The following is a 20,453-nucleotide window of genomic DNA, read 5'->3' on the forward strand; positions in this document are numbered from 1 at the left end:
ATGAGGTGAGAGCAGAACGAAGCCGGCAAGCGCGGCGGGCGCTTGCCCCGAGTGGCGCCGGCCCGGCGCCCACGAACACAGCCGAACAAGGTCGCTCGGAAACTGAGGCGGATTCTAATACACACCTGTATCTGAATGCAAAGATGAATCCGAAAGGGAGTTGGTGCTAGACTGCGCGCCATGAAACCACAGCGCTTAACTCGCGAGCAGAGCAGGGACCAGACGCGCGAACGTCTGCTGAATGCCGCGCATCGGATTTTTCTGAAGAAAGGCTATGTCGCCGCGAGCGTCGAGGACATCGCGGCGGCGGCCGGCTATACGCGCGGCGCGTTTTATTCGAATTTCCGCAGCAAGTCGGAACTGCTGCTCGAACTGCTCGAGCGCGACCATGATTCGGTGCGGGCCGATTTCGAGGCGATTTTCGAAGTAGGCGGCCCGCGCGAGCAGATGGAGTCGATGGCGCTCGCGTACTACCGCACGCTGTTTCGCGACGACGAATATTCGCTGCTGTGGGGCGAGGCGAAGCTGCAGGCGGCGCGCGACGCGAAGTTTCGCGTGCGGTTCAACCAGTTCCTGCATGGCAAGCGGCTGCAGATGGCCGAATTCATCCAGCGCTTCGCCGAGCGCGCGGGCACGCCGCTGCTGCTGCCGGCCGAAACGCTCGCGTTCGGGCTGATGTGCCTGTGCGACGGCGTGCAGTCGTACTATACGGCCGATCCGCAGCACGTGTCGGGCGACGTGGCCGAATCGGTGCTCGCGGGGTTCTTCGCACGGGTCGTGCTGGGGCGCGCGCCGGACTGAACGATCCGGCAGTCGGTCGGCGCCGACGGCGCCGCGAGCGAGGATGCGGCGCGCCGTATCGCGCGCCGCACCCCGTATCTGTCAGCGCTCGCCGGTCATTCGCCGATACGCGTCGAGCAGCGATGTCTTGTAGACGACACCGGCGAGCGTCGGCTCGGCCTCGCTTTCAATCACCGGCAGCCGTTCGCCCTGGAACGTCATGAAGCGTTCGAGCGCGGTCGCGAGCGGCATGTCGGGCGTGAGCAGCGGAAACGGCGTATGCGCGTAGTGCGCGGCCGTCTTGTCGGTCGTGTCGCGCTTGTCGAGCAGGTCGGACGTGATGTCCTTCAATGCGACCGCGCCGCGGAAGCGCCCGGCGTCGTCGGTCACGTACAGGTACTTCACCGGATACTCGAGAAACACGCGCGTCATGTCGGCAACGCTCGCGGTGAGCGGCACGACCGTCTGCGCGGGCTGGATCAGCTCGCGCATCTGGGTGGTGCGCAGCCGCAGCCGTTCCTGCGCGTCCTGGTGGTGGCGCAGCGTGATCTCGTACATCGACGTCGTGCCGGTCGCACGCGCGACGAAATACGCGAACACGCATGACACCAGCAGCGGCAGCACGACCTGGTAACTCAGCGTCATCTCGAAGATCATCAGGATCGCCATCAGCGGCGCCTGCGTGGCGCCGGCCATGAACGCCCCCATTCCGACCATCGCATACGCGAAATAGGCGGACGTGTGGCCGGGCCACAGCGCATTCATCGCGAGGCCGAACAGCGAGCCGAACACGGCCCCGACGAACAGCGTCGGCGTGAACACGCCGCCGACCGCGCCCGAGCCGGCCGTCGCGGCGGTTGCGATCACCTTGAACACCAGCACCGCGACGAGCGCCTGCCAGGTCCACGGCGAATGCAGGATCTGGTTCACGACGCTATAGCCGTTGCCCCACACGTCCGGAATCCACACCGAGATCACGCCGACCACGAGGCCGCCGAGCGCGAGCCGCACCGGCAGTGGCACGGGCAGCCGCTTGAACTGGTTCTTCGATGCATCGAGCAGGTGCAGGAACTGCGGCGCGAGCACGCCGCACAGCGCGCCGAGCACGACGAACAGCAGCACCTCGGGGCCCGTCACGGCCGGAAACACCGGCATCTCGTATGGCGGCCGGTAGCCGGCGAATTCCCGCATCACGATGTTCGCGACGACGGATGCGACGACCATCGGCCCGAAGCTCTCCATCGCAATCGTGCCCAGCACGATTTCGGACACGAAGAACGCGCCGGCGATCGGCGCGTTGTACGCGGACGTGATGCCGGCTGCCGCGCCGCACGCGACGAGCAGCCGCAGGCGCGGCGGGTCGAAGTGCACGAAGCGGCCGACCAGCGACGCGGTGAGCGCCGCGAGCTGCACCATCGGGCCTTCGCGGCCGATCGAGCCGCCGCTGCCGATCGTCAGCAGCGAAGACACGCTGCGCCACAGGCTCTGCCGTACCGGCACGACGCCGTCGCCGAGCGCGACGGCTTCCATGTAGTCGGTGTTGCCGGATTTCCGGACGCCGCGCGTCGCGAGCAGCAGCACGCAGCCGGCCAGGAAGCCGCCCGCGGCCGGCATCCAGAACCGCACGTACCACGGCAGGCTTCTCGCCATCTGCACGAAGCTGCCGCTGTGTCCGGAGATCAGGCGCTGCATCAGGTCGATGCCTTCGCGAAACGCGATGGTGGCGAAGGCGCCGCCGACGCCGACGATGGCCGACCAGATCAGCATCGTATGGGCGTCCGACAGGCGGAACAGCGTCTGGGCGCGAGTGCGCAGCTTCAGCAGGAACGAGAGCACGGCTGAAAGAGGGTGATGAAGAGGACGAAGGAAAACGACGCGAAGCATAGCACTGCGCCGCGCCCGCGGGACCTTCCCGTCGGGCGCGGCGCGTGTTGCGGCACGGATGCGCGGCTCAGCCAAGCCAGTGCTGCACGGCCCAGGTGATCCCGTAGCCGCCGGCGATCAGCCAGACGTACAGGATCAGGCCGGTGGTCAGGGCCCGCGGGCCGGCCTCGCGGATCTGCGACACGCGGGTCTCGATGCCGAGCGCGGTCATCGCCATCGTCAGCGCGAAGGTGTCGAGCACGTTCAGCGTGTGCGTGACGTCGGCGGGCAGTACGTTCAGCGAATTGACGATCACGAAGCCGAGGAAGCCGAGCGCGAACCACGGCACCGCCACCTTGCGCTTGCCTTGCGCGCCGTCGGCGCGCGCACCGGCCGAGCGTGCGGAGCGGGCGAGCCACCAGCCGAGCGTGAGCAGCACCGGCACCAGCAGCATCACGCGGGTCATCTTCACGATCGTCGCGACGTGCGCGACCTGCGGGCTGATGTCGCTCGCCGCGCCGACCACCTGCGCGACCTCGTGGATCGTGCCGCCGAAGAACAGGCCGAGGCCGGTCGGGTCGAGATTGAGCAGGCCGGCGTGATATGCGAGCGGGTAGAGGAACATCGACAGCGTGCCGAACAGCACTACGCTGCCTACGGCCATCGCGCTCTGATGCGGCTTCGACTGCAGCGTCGACTCGAACGCGAGCACGGCGGCCGCGCCGCAGATCGCGCTGCCGGCGGCGGTCAGGAGCGCCGCGTCGCGATCGAGCTTCATCACCTTCATGCCGACCCAGGTGCCGATCGCGAGCGTGCTCACGACGACCAGCACCGACACCGTCAGGCCCGGCAGGCCGACCTGCGCGATCTCCTGCAGGCTCACGCGCAGGCCGAAGAACGCGACCGCGATGCGCAGCAGCTTGCGCGCGGAAAAGTTGACGCCGGCCGCCCAGCTCGCGGGCATGCCGTCACGCAGGGCGTTGCCGTACAGCGCGCCTGCGACGATGCCGACGATCAGCGGTGACAGGCCGAGCCCGGCGATCGCCGGAAGTTGCGACAGGCTGGTGACGGCGGCGGCGAACAGCGCGACGAACAGCACGCCGTTCAACTGGCCGCGCGTCGACGGAGCGGCGTGGTTGACATGGGGAGTCGGAGCAGTGGACATGGGGCACCGTGATGAAACAGGTTGCGATGGCCTAATCCTAAATTGGTTATATCGATATGAGAAATTGTGATTTGTGACGTAAACTATCCGGAAAGCCGATAATTAATTCCCATGACCCCGGATCAACTGATAACGTTCGCGGCCGTCGCCGAACACCTGAACATCAGCCGCGCTGCGCTGGCGCTGCATCTGTCGCAGCCGGCCGTGTCGGGCCAGCTGCGCCTGCTGCAGGACGAGTTCGGCGAGCCGCTGTACCAGCGCGAGGGCCGCGGCATCCGCCTGACGCCGGTCGGCGAACAGCTCGCGCAGTATGCCAAGGCGCAGCGCGACACGTTCGTGCAGGCGCGCGCGTTTCGCGACGCCGTGCGCGGGCTCGAGGCCGGCACGCTGCGGATCGGCGCGAGCACGACGCCCGCGAGCTACCTGCTGCCGTACCTGATCGCGGCGTTCCAGCCGCGCGTGCCGCGGGTGGCGATTCACACGATGAGCGGCAATACGGCCGACGTGGTTGCGGCACTGGCGTCGCTCGACATTGCGATGATCGAAGGGCCGCCCGGCGAGACGCTGCCGCCCGGCACCGCCGTGCATGCGTGGCACGAGGACGAGATCGTCGCGGTCGTGCCGGCCGGACATCCGCTCGCCGCGCCGGAGTACGAAGCCGGCGTCACGCTCGACGCACTCGCCGCGCATCCGCTCGTGTTGCGCGAGGAGGGTTCCGGCGTGCGCCAGCTCGTCGAACGCGCGTTCGCGCATGGCGGCGCGCCGATGCGCGTCGCGTTCGAGATTGCGGGCGTCGAGGCCGTGAAGGAGGCAGTGCGCGCGGGGATGGGCGTCGGATTCGTATCCGCGATGTCGCTGCGCCACGAGGACGCGGCGCTCGTGCCGCGCTCGCTGGCCCCCGCGCCGCTCACGCGCCATTTCTCGATCCTCGTGCCGCACGGCGCCGCGCCGTCGCGCGTGGCTGCCCAGTTCCTCGACATGTGCATCACGCACGACGAAAAATAGGCGCCGACGCGGGTCCCGGAACGCCGGATGCGCATGCCCAGGCGCGCGGCGGCGTGCCCTAGGGATTTCCTCTATGGCGTGCCCCCGACGCGAAGCGCACCATCCGTCTCAAGCAAATGGAACCGGTTCCATTCGGGTGAAAAAAGGGCAGAAATGGCAGACATCGTGATCGTGGCGAGCGCATTCGGGATGGACCGCGTGCGTCAGGAGGGCCACCGTGCATTCATCGCGACCGCGGCCGCATCCGGGGCGACCGGCTTCGAGGTAAGGCGCGAGCTGTTCGCATCGGACGACGATGCGACGCCCGGCGCGCTGGCCGCGCTCGGCACGGCACTCGCCGCGCACGGGCTCTGGTCGGTCTATTCGACGCCGGCCACGTTGTACACGGAAACCGGCGCGCTCGATGCCGACGCGTTGCGCGACACGCTCATGGAAGCCGACGCGCTCGGGGCGCGCTTCGTCAAGTTCCAGCTCGGCGGTTTCGCCGGCGACGCGCATGCATCCGAGATCGTCGCGCTGTCGCGCGGCGCGCGTGCCCGCGTGGTGGTCGAGAACGGCCAGCTGCCGGTGGGGGGCGCGCTCGCTCAATTCAGCGGGCTGTTCGCCGCGTTGACCGAAGCGGGCATGCCCGATGCGCTCGGCATGACGTTCGACATCGGCAACTGGCAGTGGCCGGGCGAAGCGCCGCTCGCGTGCGCGCACGCGCTCGCGCCGCATGTGGAATACATTCATTGCAAGGCTGTCGCTGGCGAGGGCGCACGCCGTTTCGCGGTGGCGCCGGCGCCGGGCGACACGCTCGTCACGGGCGTGCTCGCGGCCCTGCCGCAAGCGGCGCCGCGCGGCATCGAATTCCCGTTCGATGCCAATGACCTGGCGGGCGATGCCGGCCGGCGCGTGGCGTGGCTCGCCGCCGCGTGACGCAGGAAGGATACGGAGGAATTCATTCATGAAGGCAGTACTCGATGTCGTGACCTACGGTGAAGCGATGGCGATGTTCGTCGCCGCCGAACCCGGCCACCTCGCGCAGGCGGCGCAATTCACGAAGCGGATCGCGGGCGCGGACCTGAACGTCGCGATCGGCCTGTCGCGGCTTGGCTTCCGGGTCGGCTGGATGAGCCGGGTGGGCCGTGATTCGTTCGGCGGTTACGTGCTCGACACGCTTGCGCGCGAAGGCATCGACGCATCGTGCGTGACCGTCGATCCGCGCTATCCGACCGGTTTTCAGCTGAAGTCGCGCAACGACGACGGCAGCGACCCGACCGTCGAATATTTCCGCAAGGGCTCGGCCGCGAGCCACCTGTCGTGCGACGACTACGTGGCCGACTACGTGCTCGGCGCGCGTCACCTGCACTTGACGGGCGTCGCGCCGGCGATCTCCGCGACGTCCTGCGAACTCGCTTTCCAGCTGGCGCGCGAGATGCGTGCGGCCGGCAAGACGATCTCGTTCGATCCGAACCTGCGCCCGACGCTGTGGCCGTCCGCCGACGTGATGGCGAAGACGCTGAACGCGCTCGCGACGCTCGCCGACTGGGTGCTGCCGGGCCTCGCCGAAGGGCAGCAGCTCACCGGGCACGACACGCCGGCCGATATCGCGGGCTTCTACCTGGCACAGGGTGCGCGCGGCGTGGTGATCAAGCTGGGCGCCGAGGGTGCGTACTTCCGCACGGCCGATGGCCTCGAGGGTGTGGTCGCGGGCGAGCGCGTCGCGAACGTGGTCGACACGGTCGGCGCCGGCGACGGCTTCGCGGTCGGCGTGGTCAGTGCGCTGCTGGAAGGCCGGTCCGTCGAGCACGCGGTCGCGCGCGGCAACCGCATCGGGGCGCTCGCGATCCAGGTGATCGGCGATTCGGAAGGCTTGCCGACCCGCGAGGCACTCGATCTGCTCGAAAACGTCAGCAATCGCGCCGATCGCTTAGAGGAAAGCGTCACCGCGCAATGAGAGGCCGGACACGGCACAATCCGCGGACCCATTTCGTGCTTCGTGCACGGTTTTGCATGAGGCCGGAGCAGGCGCCGATGCGCCGACGCCGGTCGATTCCCGAAAGGACGGGACGGGAGTAGGCGCTGAAGCGCGAACTTCCGTCGACCGCCGCAGGGCAAGAGTAAGCGCTGAAGCGCTAACTCCTGCCAACAGCGGCATGGGACGGGAGTAGGCGCTAAAGCGCGAACTTCCGTCGACCGCCGCAGGGCAAGAGTAAGCGCTGAAGCGCCAACTCTTGCCAACAGCGGCATGGGACGGGAGTAGGCGCTAAAGCGCGAACTTCCGTCGACCGCCGCAGGGCAAGAGTAAGCGCTGAAGCGCCAACTCTTGCCAACAGCGGCATGGGACGGGAGTAGGCGCTAAAGCGCGAACTTCCGTCGACCGCCGCAGGGCAAGAGTAAGCGCTGAAGCGCCAACTCTTGCCAACAGCGGCATGGGACGGGAGTAGGCGCTAAAGCGCCAACTCCCGTCGACACAGGAGACACACTGATGGCAGCCAATCTCGCAGCACGACGCTGGTGGACGATCATGCCGATCGTCTTCATCACCTACAGCCTCGCTTATCTCGACCGCGCAAACTACGGGTTCGCGGCAGCGGCCGGCATCAACCAGGACCTAGGGATCAGCAAGGGCCTGTCGTCGCTGATCGGCGCGCTGTTCTTCCTCGGATACTTCTTCTTCCAGATTCCGGGCGCAATCTATGCGGAGCGCCGCAGCGTCAAGAAGCTCGTGTTCGCCAGCCTCGTCCTGTGGGGCGCGTGCGCCGCGCTCACGGGCGTCGTCACCAACATCCCGTCGCTGATGGCGATCCGCTTCATGCTCGGCGTGGTCGAAGCGGCCGTGATGCCGGCGATGCTCATCTATATCAGCAACTGGTTCACGAAGAACGAACGCTCGCGCGCGAACACGTTCCTGATCCTCGGCAATCCGGTCACCGTGCTGTGGATGTCGATCGTGTCAGGCTATCTCGTGCACGAATTCGGCTGGCGCCACATGTTCATCGCCGAAGGCGTGCCGGCCATCATCTGGGCCGTGTGCTGGTGGTTCCTCGTGCAGGACAAGCCAGCCGATTCGCCGTGGCTCAACGCGCAGGAAAAGAGCGACCTCGATGCCGCGCTCGCGGCCGAACAGGCAGCGATCAAGCCCGTGCGCAACTACGGCGAGGCATTCCGTTCGCCAGCGGTGATCAAGCTGTGCGCGCAATACTTCTGCTGGAGCATCGGCGTGTACGGCTTCGTGCTGTGGCTGCCATCGATCGTCAAGAACGGCTCCGAGCTCGGCATGGTCGCGACCGGATGGCTGTCGGCGCTGCCGTACCTCGCGGCGACGATCGCGATGCTGGTCGCGTCGTGGGCGTCCGACAAGGTCGGTTCGCGTCGCGGCTTCGTGTGGCCGTTCCTGCTGGTCGGCGCGGCCGCGTTCGCCGCGTCGTATGCGCTCGGCTCGTCGCATTTCTGGATCTCGTATGCGCTGCTGGTCGTCGCGGGCGCCGCGATGTACGCGCCGTACGGCCCGTTTTTCGCGATCGTCCCGGAACTGCTGCCGAAGAACGTCGCCGGCGGCGCAATGGCGCTGATCAACAGCATGGGCGCGCTCGGCTCGTTCGTCGGCTCGTATTTCGTCGGCTACCTGAACGGGGCGACCGGGTCGCCCGTCGCATCGTATGCGTTCATGAGCGCCGCGCTCGTAGCTGCGGTGATTCTCACGCTGTCCGTCAAACCCCAGGCGCGCGATGCGCACCCGCTCGCGACGCCGCTGCAAGGAAAATGAAAACGATGAAGCCTCGTATCGTCGCGTACAAGCCGCTACCCGATGACGTGCTCGCGTACCTGCGCGAGCATGCGGAAGTCGTGCAGGCCGACGGCGCCGACGCGCTCGCCGATGCCCTCGGCGACGCGGACGGCGCGATCGGCGCGAGCCTGAAGGTCACGCCGCAGATGCTCGATCGCGCACCGCGGCTGAAGGCCTGGTCGACGATCTCGGTCGGCTACGACAACTTCGACGTCGCGGATCTCACGCGGCGCGGCATCGTGCTCGCGCATACGCCCGACGTGCTGACGGAATCGACCGCCGATACCGTGTTCTCGCTGATCCTCGCGTCCGCGCGGCGCGTGGTCGAACTGGCGGAATGGGTGAAGGCCGGCCACTGGCATCGCAGCATCGGCCCCGATCTGTACGGCACCGACGTGCAGGGCAAGACGCTCGGCGTCGTCGGGCTCGGGCGGATCGGCGGCGCGGTCGCGCGCCGCGCGGCGCTCGGCTTCCGGATGCAGGTGCTGTACGCGAACCGTTCCGCGCACGCCGAAGCCGAGACGCAGTACGGCGCCCGCCGCGTGACGCTCGACGAGCTGCTCGCGCAGTCGGATTTCGTTTGCCTGCAAGTGCCGTTGTCGCCGGAAACGCGTCACCTGATCGGCGCGGCCGAATTCGCGAAGATGAAGCGCGGCGCGATCCTGATCAACGCATCGCGCGGGCAGGTGGTCGACGAGGCCGCACTGGTCGACGCGCTGCGCGCGGGCACGATCCGCGGCGCGGGGCTCGACGTGTTCGAGAAGGAGCCGTTGCCGGCGGATTCGCCGCTGCTGCGGATGAACAATGTCGTCGCGCTGCCGCATATCGGCTCGGCGACGCACGAGACGCGCCATGCGATGGCGCGCTGCGCCGCGGAAAACCTGGTCGGCGCCCTGGCCGGGACGCTGCGCACGAACCTCGTCAATCCCGACGCGCTCGCGCGCGCCTGAGCGGGGCCGGTCAGTCGGCGGGGCCGCCGGCTGGGTTAGAGGCGATGGTCTTGGTACCGGAGGGCAGGCTGCGTTATGATCGCCCGCTCGTCGCATCGACGACCCGGCTACGCGGCCGGCGGCGTTCGGCGGCGGGCATCCGTGCCAGGTCCGGTGCGGCCGATCGCCGTGCGTGTCAGGCGACCGGAGCGGGCGCGAACGCGCCGGCTTCGATCGACCGCGAAGCAGGGGAGCGGCGGCGTCCGCCGGGTGGCTTTCGTATCCAACAACAAAGGTCCGTCCGCACACGAAGCGGCGCGGATCGTACGTCGCGAGGCACGACTTGAGCGATTCGCAACCTTCCACGCAGCGTCCGGCGACGATCAGCGACGTCGCACGCGAAGCCGGCACGGGCAAGACCAGCGTTTCGCGCTATCTGAACGGCGAGACGCACGTGCTGTCCGCCGATCTGCGCCAGCGGATCGAGACGGCGATCGCGCGCCTCAACTACCGGCCGAACCAGATGGCGCGCGGGCTGAAGCGCGGCCGCAACCGGCTGCTCGGCATGCTCGCGGCCGACCTGACCAATCCGTATACCGTCGAAGTGCTGCAGGGCGTCGAGGCCGCGTGCCACGCGCTCGGCTACATGCCGCTCATCTGTCACGCGGCCAACGAGGTCGAGATGGAGCGGCGCTTCCTGCAACTGCTCACGACCTACCGGGTCGAGGGGCTGATCGTCAACGCGCTCGGCGCGGAGGAAGACGTGCTGCGCCCGCTGCGCGGCGCCGGCATTCCGGCCGTGCTCGTCGACCGGACGGTCGAGGGCTTCGAGGCCGACCTGATCGGGCTCGACAATACCGATGCGATCGAGATGGCGATCGCGCACCTGGTCGCGCGCGGCTTCGATGCGATCCATTTCGTCGTGCAGCCGTTCGAGCGTGTCAGCTCGCGGCGCCTGCGCGAGGCCGCGTTTCGCGCGGCGCTCGACGCGCGCGGGCTGCCGGTGCCGCCGACGGTCGTGCTCGACCTGAACGAGCCCGCCGCGGCTGCGGCGGCGCTTGCCGACCTCGACGCGCGCATCGACGACGCGGTGCGGCGCGGCGTGCGTGCGGCGCTGTTCGCCGCGAACGCGCCGGTCGCGCTCGCGATCGCGCGCCATCTGCGCGCGCGTTTCGGCGCGGCGTGGCAGGAAAAGGCCGCGCTGCTGTCGATCGACGATCCGGAATGGGCCGAACTGATCGGCATCACGACGATTCGCCAGCCGACCTACGAGATCGGCTACAAGGCGGTCGAATTCGTGCACGAGCGCATCGACGGCGCGGCCGGCGACGTGCGCGTCGCGTTGCTGCCGGGCGAGCTGATCGCGCGCGCGTCGACCGCAAGCTGAGTATCATTCGGGGCACGGCGCGCGTCAGGTGCGCTGCCCCGAACAAGGAAATTCATGACTGTCGCTCCCGTCACGCTGGCGGTGCTGATCGCCGCCACGCTGATCATCGCGCTACTGCCGTTCGTTCTCTTCCGTATTCTGCGCAAGCCACTTTCGCTCGACCGCCGCGACACGATCGTCGGTGTCGCCGTCTTCACGCTGTTCGCGATGATCGTCGAACGCGCATTCCATGGCCTCGTGCTGAGCCAGACGCCCGCCGGCGGCTGGCTCACGCAGCCGCTCGCGTTCGTCGCGTACAGCGCGCTCGCGACTGCCGTGTTTGAGGAAGTCGGCCGCTATCTCGGGATCCGGTTCCTGAACCGCCGCTACGGCGCGTCGGCCGGCGACGGGCGCGGCATCGGCTACGGGATCGGCCATGCCGGTGCCGAAGCCTGGTTCGCCGGCGTGCTCATATGGGGCCAGTGGTCGTATCTTGCGTGGCTCGCGAGCCGCGGCCAGCTCGAGACGCAGCTCGCGGACCTGCCGGGCGATACCGTCGTGCGGCTGCACGTGATGCTGGCGACGCTGTCGGCACAGTCGATCCTGCTGTTGCTGCTCGAGCGTTGCTCGGCGTTCGTGGTGCAACTCGCGCTGTCGGTGCTGGTCTGGCGCGGCGTGCGCGCCGGCCGCGCGGGCGTGCTGCCGCTCGCGATCGTGCTGCATGCGCTGGCGGTCGCGCCGGCGCTGCTGTATCAGGTGCGCGTGCTGCCGGCCGGATCGCTCGAGGCCGCGTATTTCGTGCTGGCCGCGATCCTGGTCGCCGTGCTGGCGAAGACGTGCCGGTCGCCGCGTGCGGCGGCCTGACGGGAGAGGCGGAATGGACGACTATCTGATCGAATGCCGGAGCGCCGAATTCGACGCGCTCGCGCGCGTGATCTGCGATCTCTTTCCGGAGCAGACGCGCTTTGTCGAAAGCAGCGACGAACGCGGACGCTTCCTGTCAGTGCAGTGGCTGGCGATGCGTTTCGGTTCGACGCCGAAACGGATGACGCTCGACATCCGCATCGTGCCGGCCGCGCTGGCGCGCTATCTGGCGCTCAGGCCGATGCAGCGCGCCCGCAGCCATGCGGTGCTGCATGCGTACACGGAAGCGATGCTGGGCTCGCTCGAGGAGCGGCACGCGGCCGGCGAGGCCGTCGAGCGCGACGCGGAACTCGAACTCGATGAAGACTTTGCCTGACCCTTGACGTGAGCGAGCGCGCCGGCGCGATGCCGGCGTCGCGCGCTACGCGTTACGCGTCGCGGTAGACCTGCGCGAAACGCTGCGCCTGGACGACGCCGTAGTCGCCGGGCGCATACTGCATCACCCAGTCGCCGGCGATGCCGCGCAGCGTGTCGCCGTTTTCCGAGCGGGCGATCGTGAACGGTTCGTCCATCCGGCGGGCGAGCACGATGGCCGGACGGTTCCGGTAGGCGCCCGGCGCACCGTGCGCGAGTGCCGGATCGGCGGGCAGGTACTTCGCGTCGAAGCGAGCGCGCGACACGACCCAGCGGTCGCCGGTCGAGCCGGTGATCAGCGCATCGCCCGCGATATAGCGGTTCGGGCCTTCGAGGCTCATCAGTTCGCCGTCGGCCTCCGCGAATGCGACCGTGACGGTTTCGTCCTTCACGACGCGACGGGCCTGCGGGTCGGTACGCAGATCGATGTGCTTGAGTTCGAGCATGGCGGGGGGGGAAGTGCGGGAAAAGCCGGGAGCTTATCCCGAATCCGGCGCGCCGTGTGACGCACCGGATTCCTGCGGGATGCGCGACGCCGTTCGCCCCGGACGGGCACCGTGGCGCCGGCAGGCGGACGTCAGGGTTGTGCGGGCGCGCTGGCGGCCGGCGCGGCGGCTGCCTTGCCTTCCTTGCTCCGGGCCTTGCCCTTGCCGCGGTGTTCGCCGCCGTGATGCAGCCAGCTGCGGAACGTCGTGTCGGCGAGTGCCTTCTGGTCGGTCGGGAAGCTCTGGTAGAGCGGCGCGAATGCGTCGGCGAGCTTCTTCGCGCCGTCCGCGTTCGCCTGCGCGAGTTCCGCGTACTGCTTCATGTCGTCGACCGCGGACACGTTCTGGCTTTCCATCCGCATGCGATAGAGGCGGCCCATCGTGTCGCCATTTTCACGCATCGTGTCGGCGAACGTCTTCCATTGCGGCTCCTGCGCCGACGTGATTTTCAGTTGATCGTGCAGGTACTTGATGCGCTGCTCGATGCGCGCTTCGTGGCGCGCCGCGCGCTGTTCGGCGCTCGGGGCCGACGCCGCAGCCGTCATTGACGGAGCGGGCGCTTGCGGCTGCGCCGGCGTTTGCGCGAACGCGCTGGCTGCAACGGCGAGCGTAGCGAGGGTGAGCGAGATTTTCTTCATGATTGGCTCTCCGGGTGGTGTCGTGCGAACGGGCGCGGCGGCAACCGCCGCAAGCGCGCCTCTCGCGTCGCACATTATTAGTAGCACGTTGCGTGCGGCGCGGCAGTGAATGCGACACTTGCTTACATCCGAAACGAATCGAAATTGAAAGGGACATAGTGGGCGGACGGCGTTCGATCGACGTCGGACGCCGCACGCGAACGAGGCAGGCGATACGAACGCGTAAGCCCGTGACCGCGTGCGATGCCGTTTGGGCGCACCGGCGTTCGGCGCTATCATCGCGTCACGTTCCATTTCGCCGGCGCGTTGCACGCCGGCCCAGCCTCATGCGTCCACCTCGTCTCGACCAACTCGACGACCTCGACCGGCAACTCGTCGCGCTGCTGCAAGCCGATGCGCGCGCAAGCGTCGCCGATCTCGCGCGACAGCTCGACGTCGCACGCACGACGGTCGTCGCGCGCATTGCGCGGCTCGAGCGCACCAACGTGATCGCCGGCTACAGCGTGCGGCTCGGACAGGACGTGCTCGATGCAAGCATTTATGCGTACGTCGGCATCATCCTCACGCCGAAGTTCGGCAAGGACGTGTTGCGCAAGCTCGACCGGATGCCTGAGGTGCAGCTGCTGTGCGCGGTGAGCGGCGAGTACGATTACGTCGCGTGGCTGCGCGCCGATTCGCCCGAACGGCTCAACGACCTGCTCGACCAGATCGGTACGCTCGAAGGCGTCGAACGCACGACCACGTCGATCATCCTGTCGCGCAAGATCGATCGCGGCACGATCGGCGGATGACGCATCGCATGCGGTGTCGCGTGTGACACCGCGGCGCGATTCGAATCGTCGCGCCGGTTTTTCCTCCTTTCCCTTCCCTTGATACCCTCCGCCGGCACTCGCCGCGGGGCGTTGCGTCGCGCATCTGGACGCGAGCACGCATCGTTGCGTCGAATGCCGGCTTGCGCGCGAGCAACGATTCATTCGAGTACGCATCTTCCGCCTTGCATGTTCCTTCGTGCCCGTCCAAACGCGTCCATCGCGGCCCGTTTGCAGCGCGTCATATATGTGATTTTTAGACGATTTGGTCGTTGTGACGAAATACGTCGTCATATCGTCGAATTAAACGGTCGTTTCGCATCATTCTTCGTCTTGGAACTGATTTTGCGCGTCCCTAAACTGTGTTCATGGCTCGACGCCGTACACCAACACCAAACTCATCATCAGGAGATAAGCGCATGAAAATCGCCATCGTCGGCGCAGGTCTGATCGGTCACACCATTGCTCACATGCTGCGTGAAACGGGCGACTACGAAGTGGTCGCGTTCGACCGCGACGCGGATGCGCTCGCCAAGCTGTCGCGTGAAGGCATCGCGACGCAGCGTGTCGATTCGGCCGACGCCAATGCGATCCGTGAAGCCGTGAAGGGCTTCGATGCGCTCGTCAACGCGCTGCCGTACTACCTTGCGGTCAACGTCGCTGCGGCGGCCAAGGCTGCCGGCGTCCATTACTTCGACCTGACCGAAGACGTGCGCGCGACCCACGCGATCCGCGAACTGGCGGATGGTTCGGACCGTGCGTTCATGCCGCAGTGCGGCCTCGCGCCGGGCTTCATCGGCATCGCCGCACACGAGCTCGTGAACGGCTTCAGCGAAGTGCGCGACGTGAAGATGCGCGTCGGCGCGCTGCCCGAGTATCCGACCAACGCGCTCAAGTACAACCTGACGTGGAGCGTCGACGGCCTGATCAACGAATACTGCCAGCCGTGCGAAGCGATCCGTGACGGCCGCAAGCAGTGGGTGCAGCCGCTCGAAGGCCTCGAGCATTTCTCGCTCGACGGTACCGAATACGAAGCGTTCAACACGTCGGGCGGTCTGGGCACGCTGTGCGAGACGCTGTCGGGCAAGGTCGAGACGCTCGACTACAAGTCGGTGCGCTATCCGGGTCACCGCGAACTCGTGCAGTTCCTGCTCGAGGACCTGCGCCTGTCGAGCGACCGCGACACGCTGAAGTCGATCATGCGCCGCGCGGTGCCGTCGACGAAGCAGGACGTCGTGCTCGTGTTCGTCACGGTGACGGGCGTGAAGGACGGTCAACTCGTGCAGGACGTGTTCACGCGCAAGATTTTCGCGAAGGACGTGTGCGGGATGCACATGAGCGCGATCCAGATCACGACGGCCGGCGCGATGTGCGCGGTGCTGGATCTGTTCCGCGAGAAGAAGCTGCCGCAGAGCGGTTTCATCCCGCAAGAAAAGGTGTCGCTGAAGGCGTTCCTCGCGAACCGCTTCGGCAAGCTGTATGAAGGCGGCACGATGGAGCGCGTGCACGAAGTCGCCTGACGACGGGTCTCCGGTACGAGGGCCGTGCGACGCCGGGAGCGCAACAGCGCTTCCGGCGTTGTTTTTTGAGCGAGTCGAAGCGAGTCGAAGCGGGGAAGAGCAGGGCGATGCCTGCCGCTCAGGCGGGCAGCGGCGGGACGATCGTTGCCTGCGGCGCCGGCGGTGCGATGCGGTACAGCAGAGCATCGATGTCCGCGTCGGACGGCGCGGTGTTGTCGAACATCACGATGCCGTCGCATTCGTGGCCGGTCGGCACGAAGCGGCGTTGCCGGTATTCGTCCCAGTGCGCGAGCTTGTACGCGTCGTTCGGATTGCCGCGCGCGACGATTCGCTGGCGCGCGACGTCTTCCGCGGTATGGACCCACACGACCGTCAGCACGACGTCCGGCCCGATGCCGAGCCACGTGCGGTCGAGGATGCGCCGATCACGCACTTCGCGCGACAGCGGGCCGACCACCAGCACGCCGATGCCGAGCGCGAGGTTCTCGCGGGCTGTGTCGAGCAGGCCCTGGTATTCGGGATCGCGCAGGTGCTTCAGGTAGAGCGGGCTGTCACGATCGTTCGGATCGGAGGTGAGGGCGCCCATCGCGGCCGAACTGTAGCGGCCGTAGAGCGTGTCCTTGTCGAGCAGGCAGAAGGCTTCGCCGGTCGCACGCATCAGCGGCCCGATCAGCCGCTTCGCGAGCGTGGTCTTGCCGGTGCCGGCATGACCGCAGAAGAACACCAGGTGCGTCACGAATACCGGCTCCCCGGATCCGCGCGCGATGCGTCGGTGCGCTTGTCGCCGCGCGAGAAGACTTCCGCCTCCAGCCACATCGCGTTGATGATGCCGAAACCGAGCGCCACGCCGATGCCGAGTATCCACGAGAAATACCACATGGGTCTGTCTCCTTGAAGGTTGGGCCGCACGGCCATGCCGTGCGTCTGTCGAAGCGATGCCGTGCGCATGCCGCGTCGCACGTAGTCCGATCATGACCAATATCGGCGTGTCGCGCAAGCCGGGCCGCCCGCGCGTCAAACCGGTAAACTGATGCGAAAACTGCAACAAGACGGACAACATGCTGATCAATTGTGCTGCATACCAGGACGGCCGCAAGCTGGCCGAAATCGATATCGACGCCATCAGCGACTACGTGTCCAAGCCCGAGTGTTTCGTGTGGGTCGCGCTGAAGGATCCGACGCCGGACGAGATCGACCTGATGGGCGAGGAATTCGGGTTGCACGAGCTCGCGCTCGAGGATGCCCGCAAGGGGCATCAGCGGCCGAAGATCGAGGAATACGGCGACTCGCTGTTCGCGGTGCTGCATATGGTCGAGCTCGACGACGACGGCGAATTCAAGGTTGGCGAGCTGAACGTGTTCGTCGGCCCGAACTATGTGCTGTCGATCCGCAACTATACCGAGCAGGACTTCCGCGACGTGCGCAAGCGCTGCGAGCGCGAGCCGCATCTGCTGCAGGAGGGGGCGGCGTTCGTGTTCTATGCGCTGATGGACCAGGTCGTCGACCGCTATTTCCCGATCCTCGAGACGCTCGGCCTCGAACTCGAGGAACTCGAGGACCGCATCTTCACGAAGGCCTCGCCCGCGTCGTCGCGCGTCATCATCGAGGATCTCTATTCGCTGAAACGCCGGCTCGTAACGCTGCACCAGCACACGGCGCCGCTGATCGAGCCGCTCGCGAAGCTCACCGGCGGACGCATTCCGCAGGTCTGTAGCGGGATGGAGCATTACTTCCGCGACGTGTACGACCACCTGCAGCGGATCGTGAAGACGATCGAAGGGCGGCGCGAGATGGTCGTGACCGCGATCCAGGTCAACCTCGGGATGATTTCGCTCGCGGAGAACGAAGTGACCAAGCGGCTCGGTTCGTTCGCCGCGCTGTTCGCGATACCGACGATGATCGCCGGCATCTACGGGATGAACTTCGCGAACATGCCCGAGTTGCACCTCAAGTACGGCTTCTACGGCTGCATCGGGGTGATGGTCGCCGCCGATCTCGCGTTGTGGTGGCGCTTCAAGCGGGCGGGGTGGCTGTAGCCTCGGGCGCTGCTAGCGCGGGGCGTGCTTGCCGACCACGACGCGCCACGGACGCACGTACCAGGATTTGACGAGGCCGTGCTGCACGTACGGATCGGCGCGGGCGAACGATTCGGCGGCTTCCGGCGAGTCGCCTTCGAAGACGAGCACGGCCCGGTCGGCTGGATCCTGCAATGCGCCGGCGAGCATGAGTTCGCCGCGCTCGGTTGCCGCCTGCGCGAGTGCGAGGTGCTCGGCGCGGTACTGCTCGCGCCGGGACAGGTAATCGTCGACGAGTTCGTAGATCAACTGGTAATGCATGGTCGCTCCCGGAATCGGTTGCCGCTGGATGGCGGGCGGTTGGCTCAGTATAGAGCGCGGTTCGGTCTTTGTAGGCGCGTGGCCGGCCGATTTCGGGCCACCACGAAGATGATTTCCAGGTCTCGATGTCTTCCCTAAAATGCAACTAACGGTCTAGTTTGAATCCGCCGTCGCATGGATTCGCGTTACCGCATTTGACCGGTTCTCGCCGGATTTGTCTTCAGGAAAGACGGATCTGGACGGCATGTTCCATGCGTATTCCGGGCCCGAATTTCGCATACCGGCAAGGGCGGCTAGGGCGGCCGCGCCGACCGGAAAAGGGGCCGAAGCCAGGTGTCGGGGCCGTCCGTCCGGGTGTCGTGCGAGGGCGTTTCCATTGGCCGCAATGCGACCTATGCTGAACGAATCCGGAGCGAACTTCGTTCGCCCGATTCGTCGAGACGAGGTGTGCCATGCCTGTGTCAGCCACCCTGCAGGATTGCCTGCGCCAGAAGTCATCGCGGTACGAAGTCGTGTACCACCCGTATAGCCATACCAGCATGGAGACGGCCGCCGCCGCGCATATCCCCGGCGATCGCCTCGCGAAAACCGTACTGCTCGAGGACGACGAAGGCTACGTCGCCGCCGTGCTGCCGACGTCGCATGCAGTGCGGCTGTCGGATCTCTGGGTCAAGACCGGTCGTCATCTCGTGCTTGCCAGGGAAATCGAACTGCGCGAACTGTTCAAGGATTGCGACCTCGGCGCGTTGCCGCCGGTGTGCATGGCGTACGGGATGAAGACGTTCCTCGAGGAACATCTCGCGCAGCAGCCGGAAGTGTATTTCGAGGCCGGTGACCACGAAGCGCTGATCCACATGATGCAGGACGAATTCCTGTCGCTGATGGAGACGGCCGAGCGCGCGCATTTCTCGCACAAGATGCAGGGGATGTGGTTGTCCTGATCGTCCTGTTGCGGGCAGTTTGCGGTGGTTGGAGACGGCGTCTGGCGGACGGGCCGTCAGGGACGTTGCGTTTCGCCGGTTTTGCCGCAGCTGCGTTTACGCCGGAAATCGGTGCCGCGAGCGACCGGTGAGGCGGGATTCTGGTGGCGTTCCGTCGGGATCTCAGTGGTGTCGTCGGGTGAATTTCGTATTTGACATAATCATAGTTATCAACAAAAAATCCGTGGCGTCTTTTTAGACGCGTCGTGTTCCAGCCATTTAGAAATGACGCTTCTGCGGCCGGTCTGCCGACCAACCACCGGATTCCCGGTTTCCAGCCGCAGGCTGCGCACGATGCGGCGGCGTTCAACTCGTCATCATGACGTCTCGCGCGTTCCGGACGACGTATTCGCGACCGTCTTCCTCGGCCAGCTTCACGTATTGCGCCAGCTTGCCGGATTTGATGTCCTTGAGCACCCACAACGCGGCAATCCGCTGATATTCATGTCCGGTGTGCCATGCGCGTTCCGCGAGCGTTTCGGCATAAGCGGACTTCAGTGCGCCCAACGCAAGCAACGCACGCCGGCGCACGTATTCGTCCTCGTCGTTCACCAGGCGCAACAGCAGTGTTTCGGCCTCTGCGGCATGCGAACTCTGCCCGCCGAGTCGCGCGGCCAACTGCCATTTGGCGTTCGGCTCCGACGCGTCGATCGACGCGCGCGCAAGTGCCAGCAACGCGTTGGGTTGCGTCCAGAGCATGCTCGAAATGTGTTCCAGCGCGTGGTCGCGGGCAATCGCGTAAAGCAGATCGGCGCACGCGGTTACGGTCCAGGCGTCCGGCGCAAGCGAGTCGACGACGGCAAGCGACGCGTCCCACAGGGCTTCCCAATGGCCGTACTCGCATTCCCAGTCGGTACTTCGCTGGTCGACCGGGTATAGCGCCGCCCATTCCCTGAATTTTTCGACCTGTTCGTGCAGTGTGTTCAACGCGTGCATGGAAATTGTATTGATTGCGACTTGCTTCACCGTGCGATTCACGCGGCGTGAAGCTGCGCCATCAGGCGCGGAGCGTCGCCCTGGCAGCCCGAAACCGGATGCTTCGAGCCGCCCGCTCGCCATGTTTGCCGCGCCGCATCCGGCATGCCGCACCGGCTGTTGGGCGGCGCTCTCGCGATCCTGCGGTTGGTGCAGGTGCTGCGCCGGCCGAAGCAAGTGTCCGGGACAAGCGGATCGGCGGCGTTCGCTGTCGGGCAATCGTCTGGCGATATCGGGCCGCATCTACGGCTGTGGGCACGATTGTGCCAGTTTTGGTCGTGTTCGGAGTGCCGGTTAGCGCACCGAGCATCCACGTGCGACGACATGCCCTGCCCTGATTCGCTTGGGGAGCCGTTCGACGAAGCGTGTGACGGTCAGATCAGGCGCGTTTTCGCACCCGGGAGTTTCGGTGAAAAATAAAGCTATTGTGATAAGAAAAGTTATCCGGATAGTTTTGATAAAAATCAGAAGTGCCCGACGCGTGACGAAAGATTCGGGATATGGCATTCACATCATTTCGCCGCGCAAACCTTCGAATTTGCAACGATCGAC

At 66.4% G+C, this 20,453-nt stretch carries 21 protein-coding genes; 13 read left to right on the plus strand and 8 right to left on the minus strand.

Annotation, left to right across the window (positions count from 1 at the left end; translation table 11 throughout):
- The first annotated feature begins 180 nt into the window (after positions 1-180).
- Positions 181-801, plus strand: a complete 621-nt coding sequence (locus WS66_RS20675; protein WP_059606875.1) for a TetR/AcrR family transcriptional regulator — start codon at positions 181-183, stop codon at positions 799-801.
- An 81-nt stretch (positions 802-882) separates the two neighbouring features.
- Here WS66_RS20675 and WS66_RS20680 read toward each other — a convergent pair whose 3' ends face one another.
- Together WS66_RS20680 and WS66_RS20685 are read right to left on the minus strand one after the other, a co-directional pair.
- Positions 883-2,616: a ClcB-like voltage-gated chloride channel protein gene (locus WS66_RS20680; protein ID WP_203249521.1), complete on the minus strand. Its 1,734-nt coding sequence runs from the start codon at positions 2,614-2,616 to the stop codon at positions 883-885.
- 115 nt (positions 2,617-2,731) lie between these two features.
- Positions 2,732-3,808 carry a YeiH family protein gene (locus WS66_RS20685; protein WP_059606871.1) on the minus strand — a complete coding sequence of 359 codons (1,077 nt, stop codon included), beginning with the start codon at positions 3,806-3,808 and terminating at the stop codon, positions 2,732-2,734.
- Between the two features lie 111 nt (positions 3,809-3,919).
- Between WS66_RS20685 and WS66_RS20690 the strand changes: the two genes are divergently transcribed.
- The 8 genes from WS66_RS20690 to WS66_RS20725 all read left to right on the plus strand — a co-directional run bounded on the left by WS66_RS20690 (position 3,920) and on the right by WS66_RS20725 (position 12,120).
- Positions 3,920-4,813: a LysR family transcriptional regulator gene (locus tag WS66_RS20690; RefSeq protein WP_059606870.1), complete on the plus strand. Its 894-nt coding sequence runs from the start codon at positions 3,920-3,922 to the stop codon at positions 4,811-4,813.
- Positions 4,814-4,966: 153 nt separating this feature from the next.
- Positions 4,967-5,731, plus strand: a complete 765-nt coding sequence (locus WS66_RS20695) for a TIM barrel protein (protein WP_059606868.1) — start codon at positions 4,967-4,969, stop codon at positions 5,729-5,731.
- 28 nt (positions 5,732-5,759) lie between these two features.
- Positions 5,760-6,752 carry a sugar kinase gene (locus WS66_RS20700; RefSeq protein WP_059606866.1) on the plus strand — a complete coding sequence of 331 codons (993 nt, stop codon included), beginning with the start codon at positions 5,760-5,762 and terminating at the stop codon, positions 6,750-6,752.
- Positions 6,753-7,283: 531 nt separating this feature from the next.
- Entirely contained in the window at positions 7,284-8,564 is a 1,281-nt protein-coding gene (locus WS66_RS20705; RefSeq protein ID WP_059606864.1) for an MFS transporter, read from the plus strand.
- A gap of 5 nt (positions 8,565-8,569) precedes the next feature.
- Complete coding sequence (locus tag WS66_RS20710; protein ID WP_059606966.1) at positions 8,570-9,535, plus strand: 2-hydroxyacid dehydrogenase; 966 nt, start codon at positions 8,570-8,572, stop codon at positions 9,533-9,535.
- A 322-nt stretch (positions 9,536-9,857) separates the two neighbouring features.
- On the plus strand, positions 9,858-10,901 hold the full coding sequence (locus WS66_RS20715; RefSeq protein ID WP_059606862.1) for a LacI family DNA-binding transcriptional regulator: 1,044 nt from the start codon (positions 9,858-9,860) through the stop codon (positions 10,899-10,901).
- 54 nt (positions 10,902-10,955) lie between these two features.
- Entirely contained in the window at positions 10,956-11,744 is a 789-nt protein-coding gene (locus tag WS66_RS20720) for a YhfC family intramembrane metalloprotease (RefSeq protein ID WP_059606860.1), read from the plus strand.
- Positions 11,745-11,757: 13 nt separating this feature from the next.
- Positions 11,758-12,120, plus strand: coding sequence for a DUF3022 domain-containing protein (locus WS66_RS20725; RefSeq protein WP_059606858.1), 363 nt, complete (start codon positions 11,758-11,760; stop codon positions 12,118-12,120).
- 52 nt (positions 12,121-12,172) lie between these two features.
- Here the strand turns inward: WS66_RS20725 and WS66_RS20730 are convergent, their stop codons facing one another.
- Together WS66_RS20730 and WS66_RS20735 are read right to left on the minus strand one after the other, a co-directional pair.
- On the minus strand, positions 12,173-12,604 hold the full coding sequence (locus tag WS66_RS20730) for a PGDYG domain-containing protein (RefSeq protein WP_059606855.1): 432 nt from the start codon (positions 12,602-12,604) through the stop codon (positions 12,173-12,175).
- Positions 12,605-12,735: 131 nt separating this feature from the next.
- Positions 12,736-13,281, minus strand: a complete 546-nt coding sequence (locus WS66_RS20735) for a Spy/CpxP family protein refolding chaperone (RefSeq protein ID WP_059606853.1) — start codon at positions 13,279-13,281, stop codon at positions 12,736-12,738.
- A 326-nt stretch (positions 13,282-13,607) separates the two neighbouring features.
- Here WS66_RS20735 and WS66_RS20740 point away from each other — a divergent pair, with 326 nt between their 5' ends.
- Together WS66_RS20740 and WS66_RS20745 are read left to right on the plus strand one after the other, a co-directional pair.
- Positions 13,608-14,072, plus strand: a complete 465-nt coding sequence (locus WS66_RS20740) for an Lrp/AsnC family transcriptional regulator (protein ID WP_006481526.1) — start codon at positions 13,608-13,610, stop codon at positions 14,070-14,072.
- 437 nt (positions 14,073-14,509) lie between these two features.
- On the plus strand, positions 14,510-15,610 hold the full coding sequence (locus tag WS66_RS20745; protein ID WP_040144221.1) for a saccharopine dehydrogenase family protein: 1,101 nt from the start codon (positions 14,510-14,512) through the stop codon (positions 15,608-15,610).
- Positions 15,611-15,728: 118 nt separating this feature from the next.
- Here WS66_RS20745 and WS66_RS20750 read toward each other — a convergent pair whose 3' ends face one another.
- On the minus strand, positions 15,729-16,346 hold the full coding sequence (locus WS66_RS20750) for an AAA family ATPase (protein ID WP_059606851.1): 618 nt from the start codon (positions 16,344-16,346) through the stop codon (positions 15,729-15,731).
- Positions 16,343-16,489 (minus strand): cytochrome bd-I oxidase subunit CydX, encoded by a 147-nt coding sequence (cydX, locus tag WS66_RS20755; protein WP_082729050.1) that lies wholly within the window; start codon positions 16,487-16,489, stop codon positions 16,343-16,345. Before cydX ends, WS66_RS20750 begins: the two co-directional genes overlap by 4 nt.
- Positions 16,490-16,668: 179 nt before the next feature.
- Between cydX and corA the strand changes: the two genes are divergently transcribed.
- The gene (corA, locus tag WS66_RS20760; RefSeq protein ID WP_059606849.1) at positions 16,669-17,646 is read left to right on the plus strand and encodes a magnesium/cobalt transporter CorA; all 978 of its coding nucleotides are present in this window, start codon (positions 16,669-16,671) and stop codon (positions 17,644-17,646) included.
- A 12-nt stretch (positions 17,647-17,658) separates the two neighbouring features.
- Here corA and WS66_RS20765 read toward each other — a convergent pair whose 3' ends face one another.
- Positions 17,659-17,946 (minus strand): YciI-like protein, encoded by a 288-nt coding sequence (locus tag WS66_RS20765; RefSeq protein ID WP_059606847.1) that lies wholly within the window; start codon positions 17,944-17,946, stop codon positions 17,659-17,661.
- A gap of 452 nt (positions 17,947-18,398) precedes the next feature.
- Here WS66_RS20765 and WS66_RS20770 point away from each other — a divergent pair, with 452 nt between their 5' ends.
- Positions 18,399-18,887: an aminoacyl-tRNA deacylase gene (locus tag WS66_RS20770; RefSeq protein WP_044848239.1), complete on the plus strand. Its 489-nt coding sequence runs from the start codon at positions 18,399-18,401 to the stop codon at positions 18,885-18,887.
- A gap of 345 nt (positions 18,888-19,232) precedes the next feature.
- Here WS66_RS20770 and WS66_RS20775 read toward each other — a convergent pair whose 3' ends face one another.
- Positions 19,233-20,120: a HEAT repeat domain-containing protein gene (locus tag WS66_RS20775; protein WP_218928988.1), complete on the minus strand. Its 888-nt coding sequence runs from the start codon at positions 20,118-20,120 to the stop codon at positions 19,233-19,235.
- Positions 20,121-20,453: the final 333 nt, after the last annotated feature.

Source organism: Burkholderia sp. LA-2-3-30-S1-D2 (assembly GCF_001523915.2).
In the GTDB taxonomy this organism is placed as follows: Bacteria; Pseudomonadota; Gammaproteobacteria; order Burkholderiales; family Burkholderiaceae; genus Burkholderia; species Burkholderia diffusa.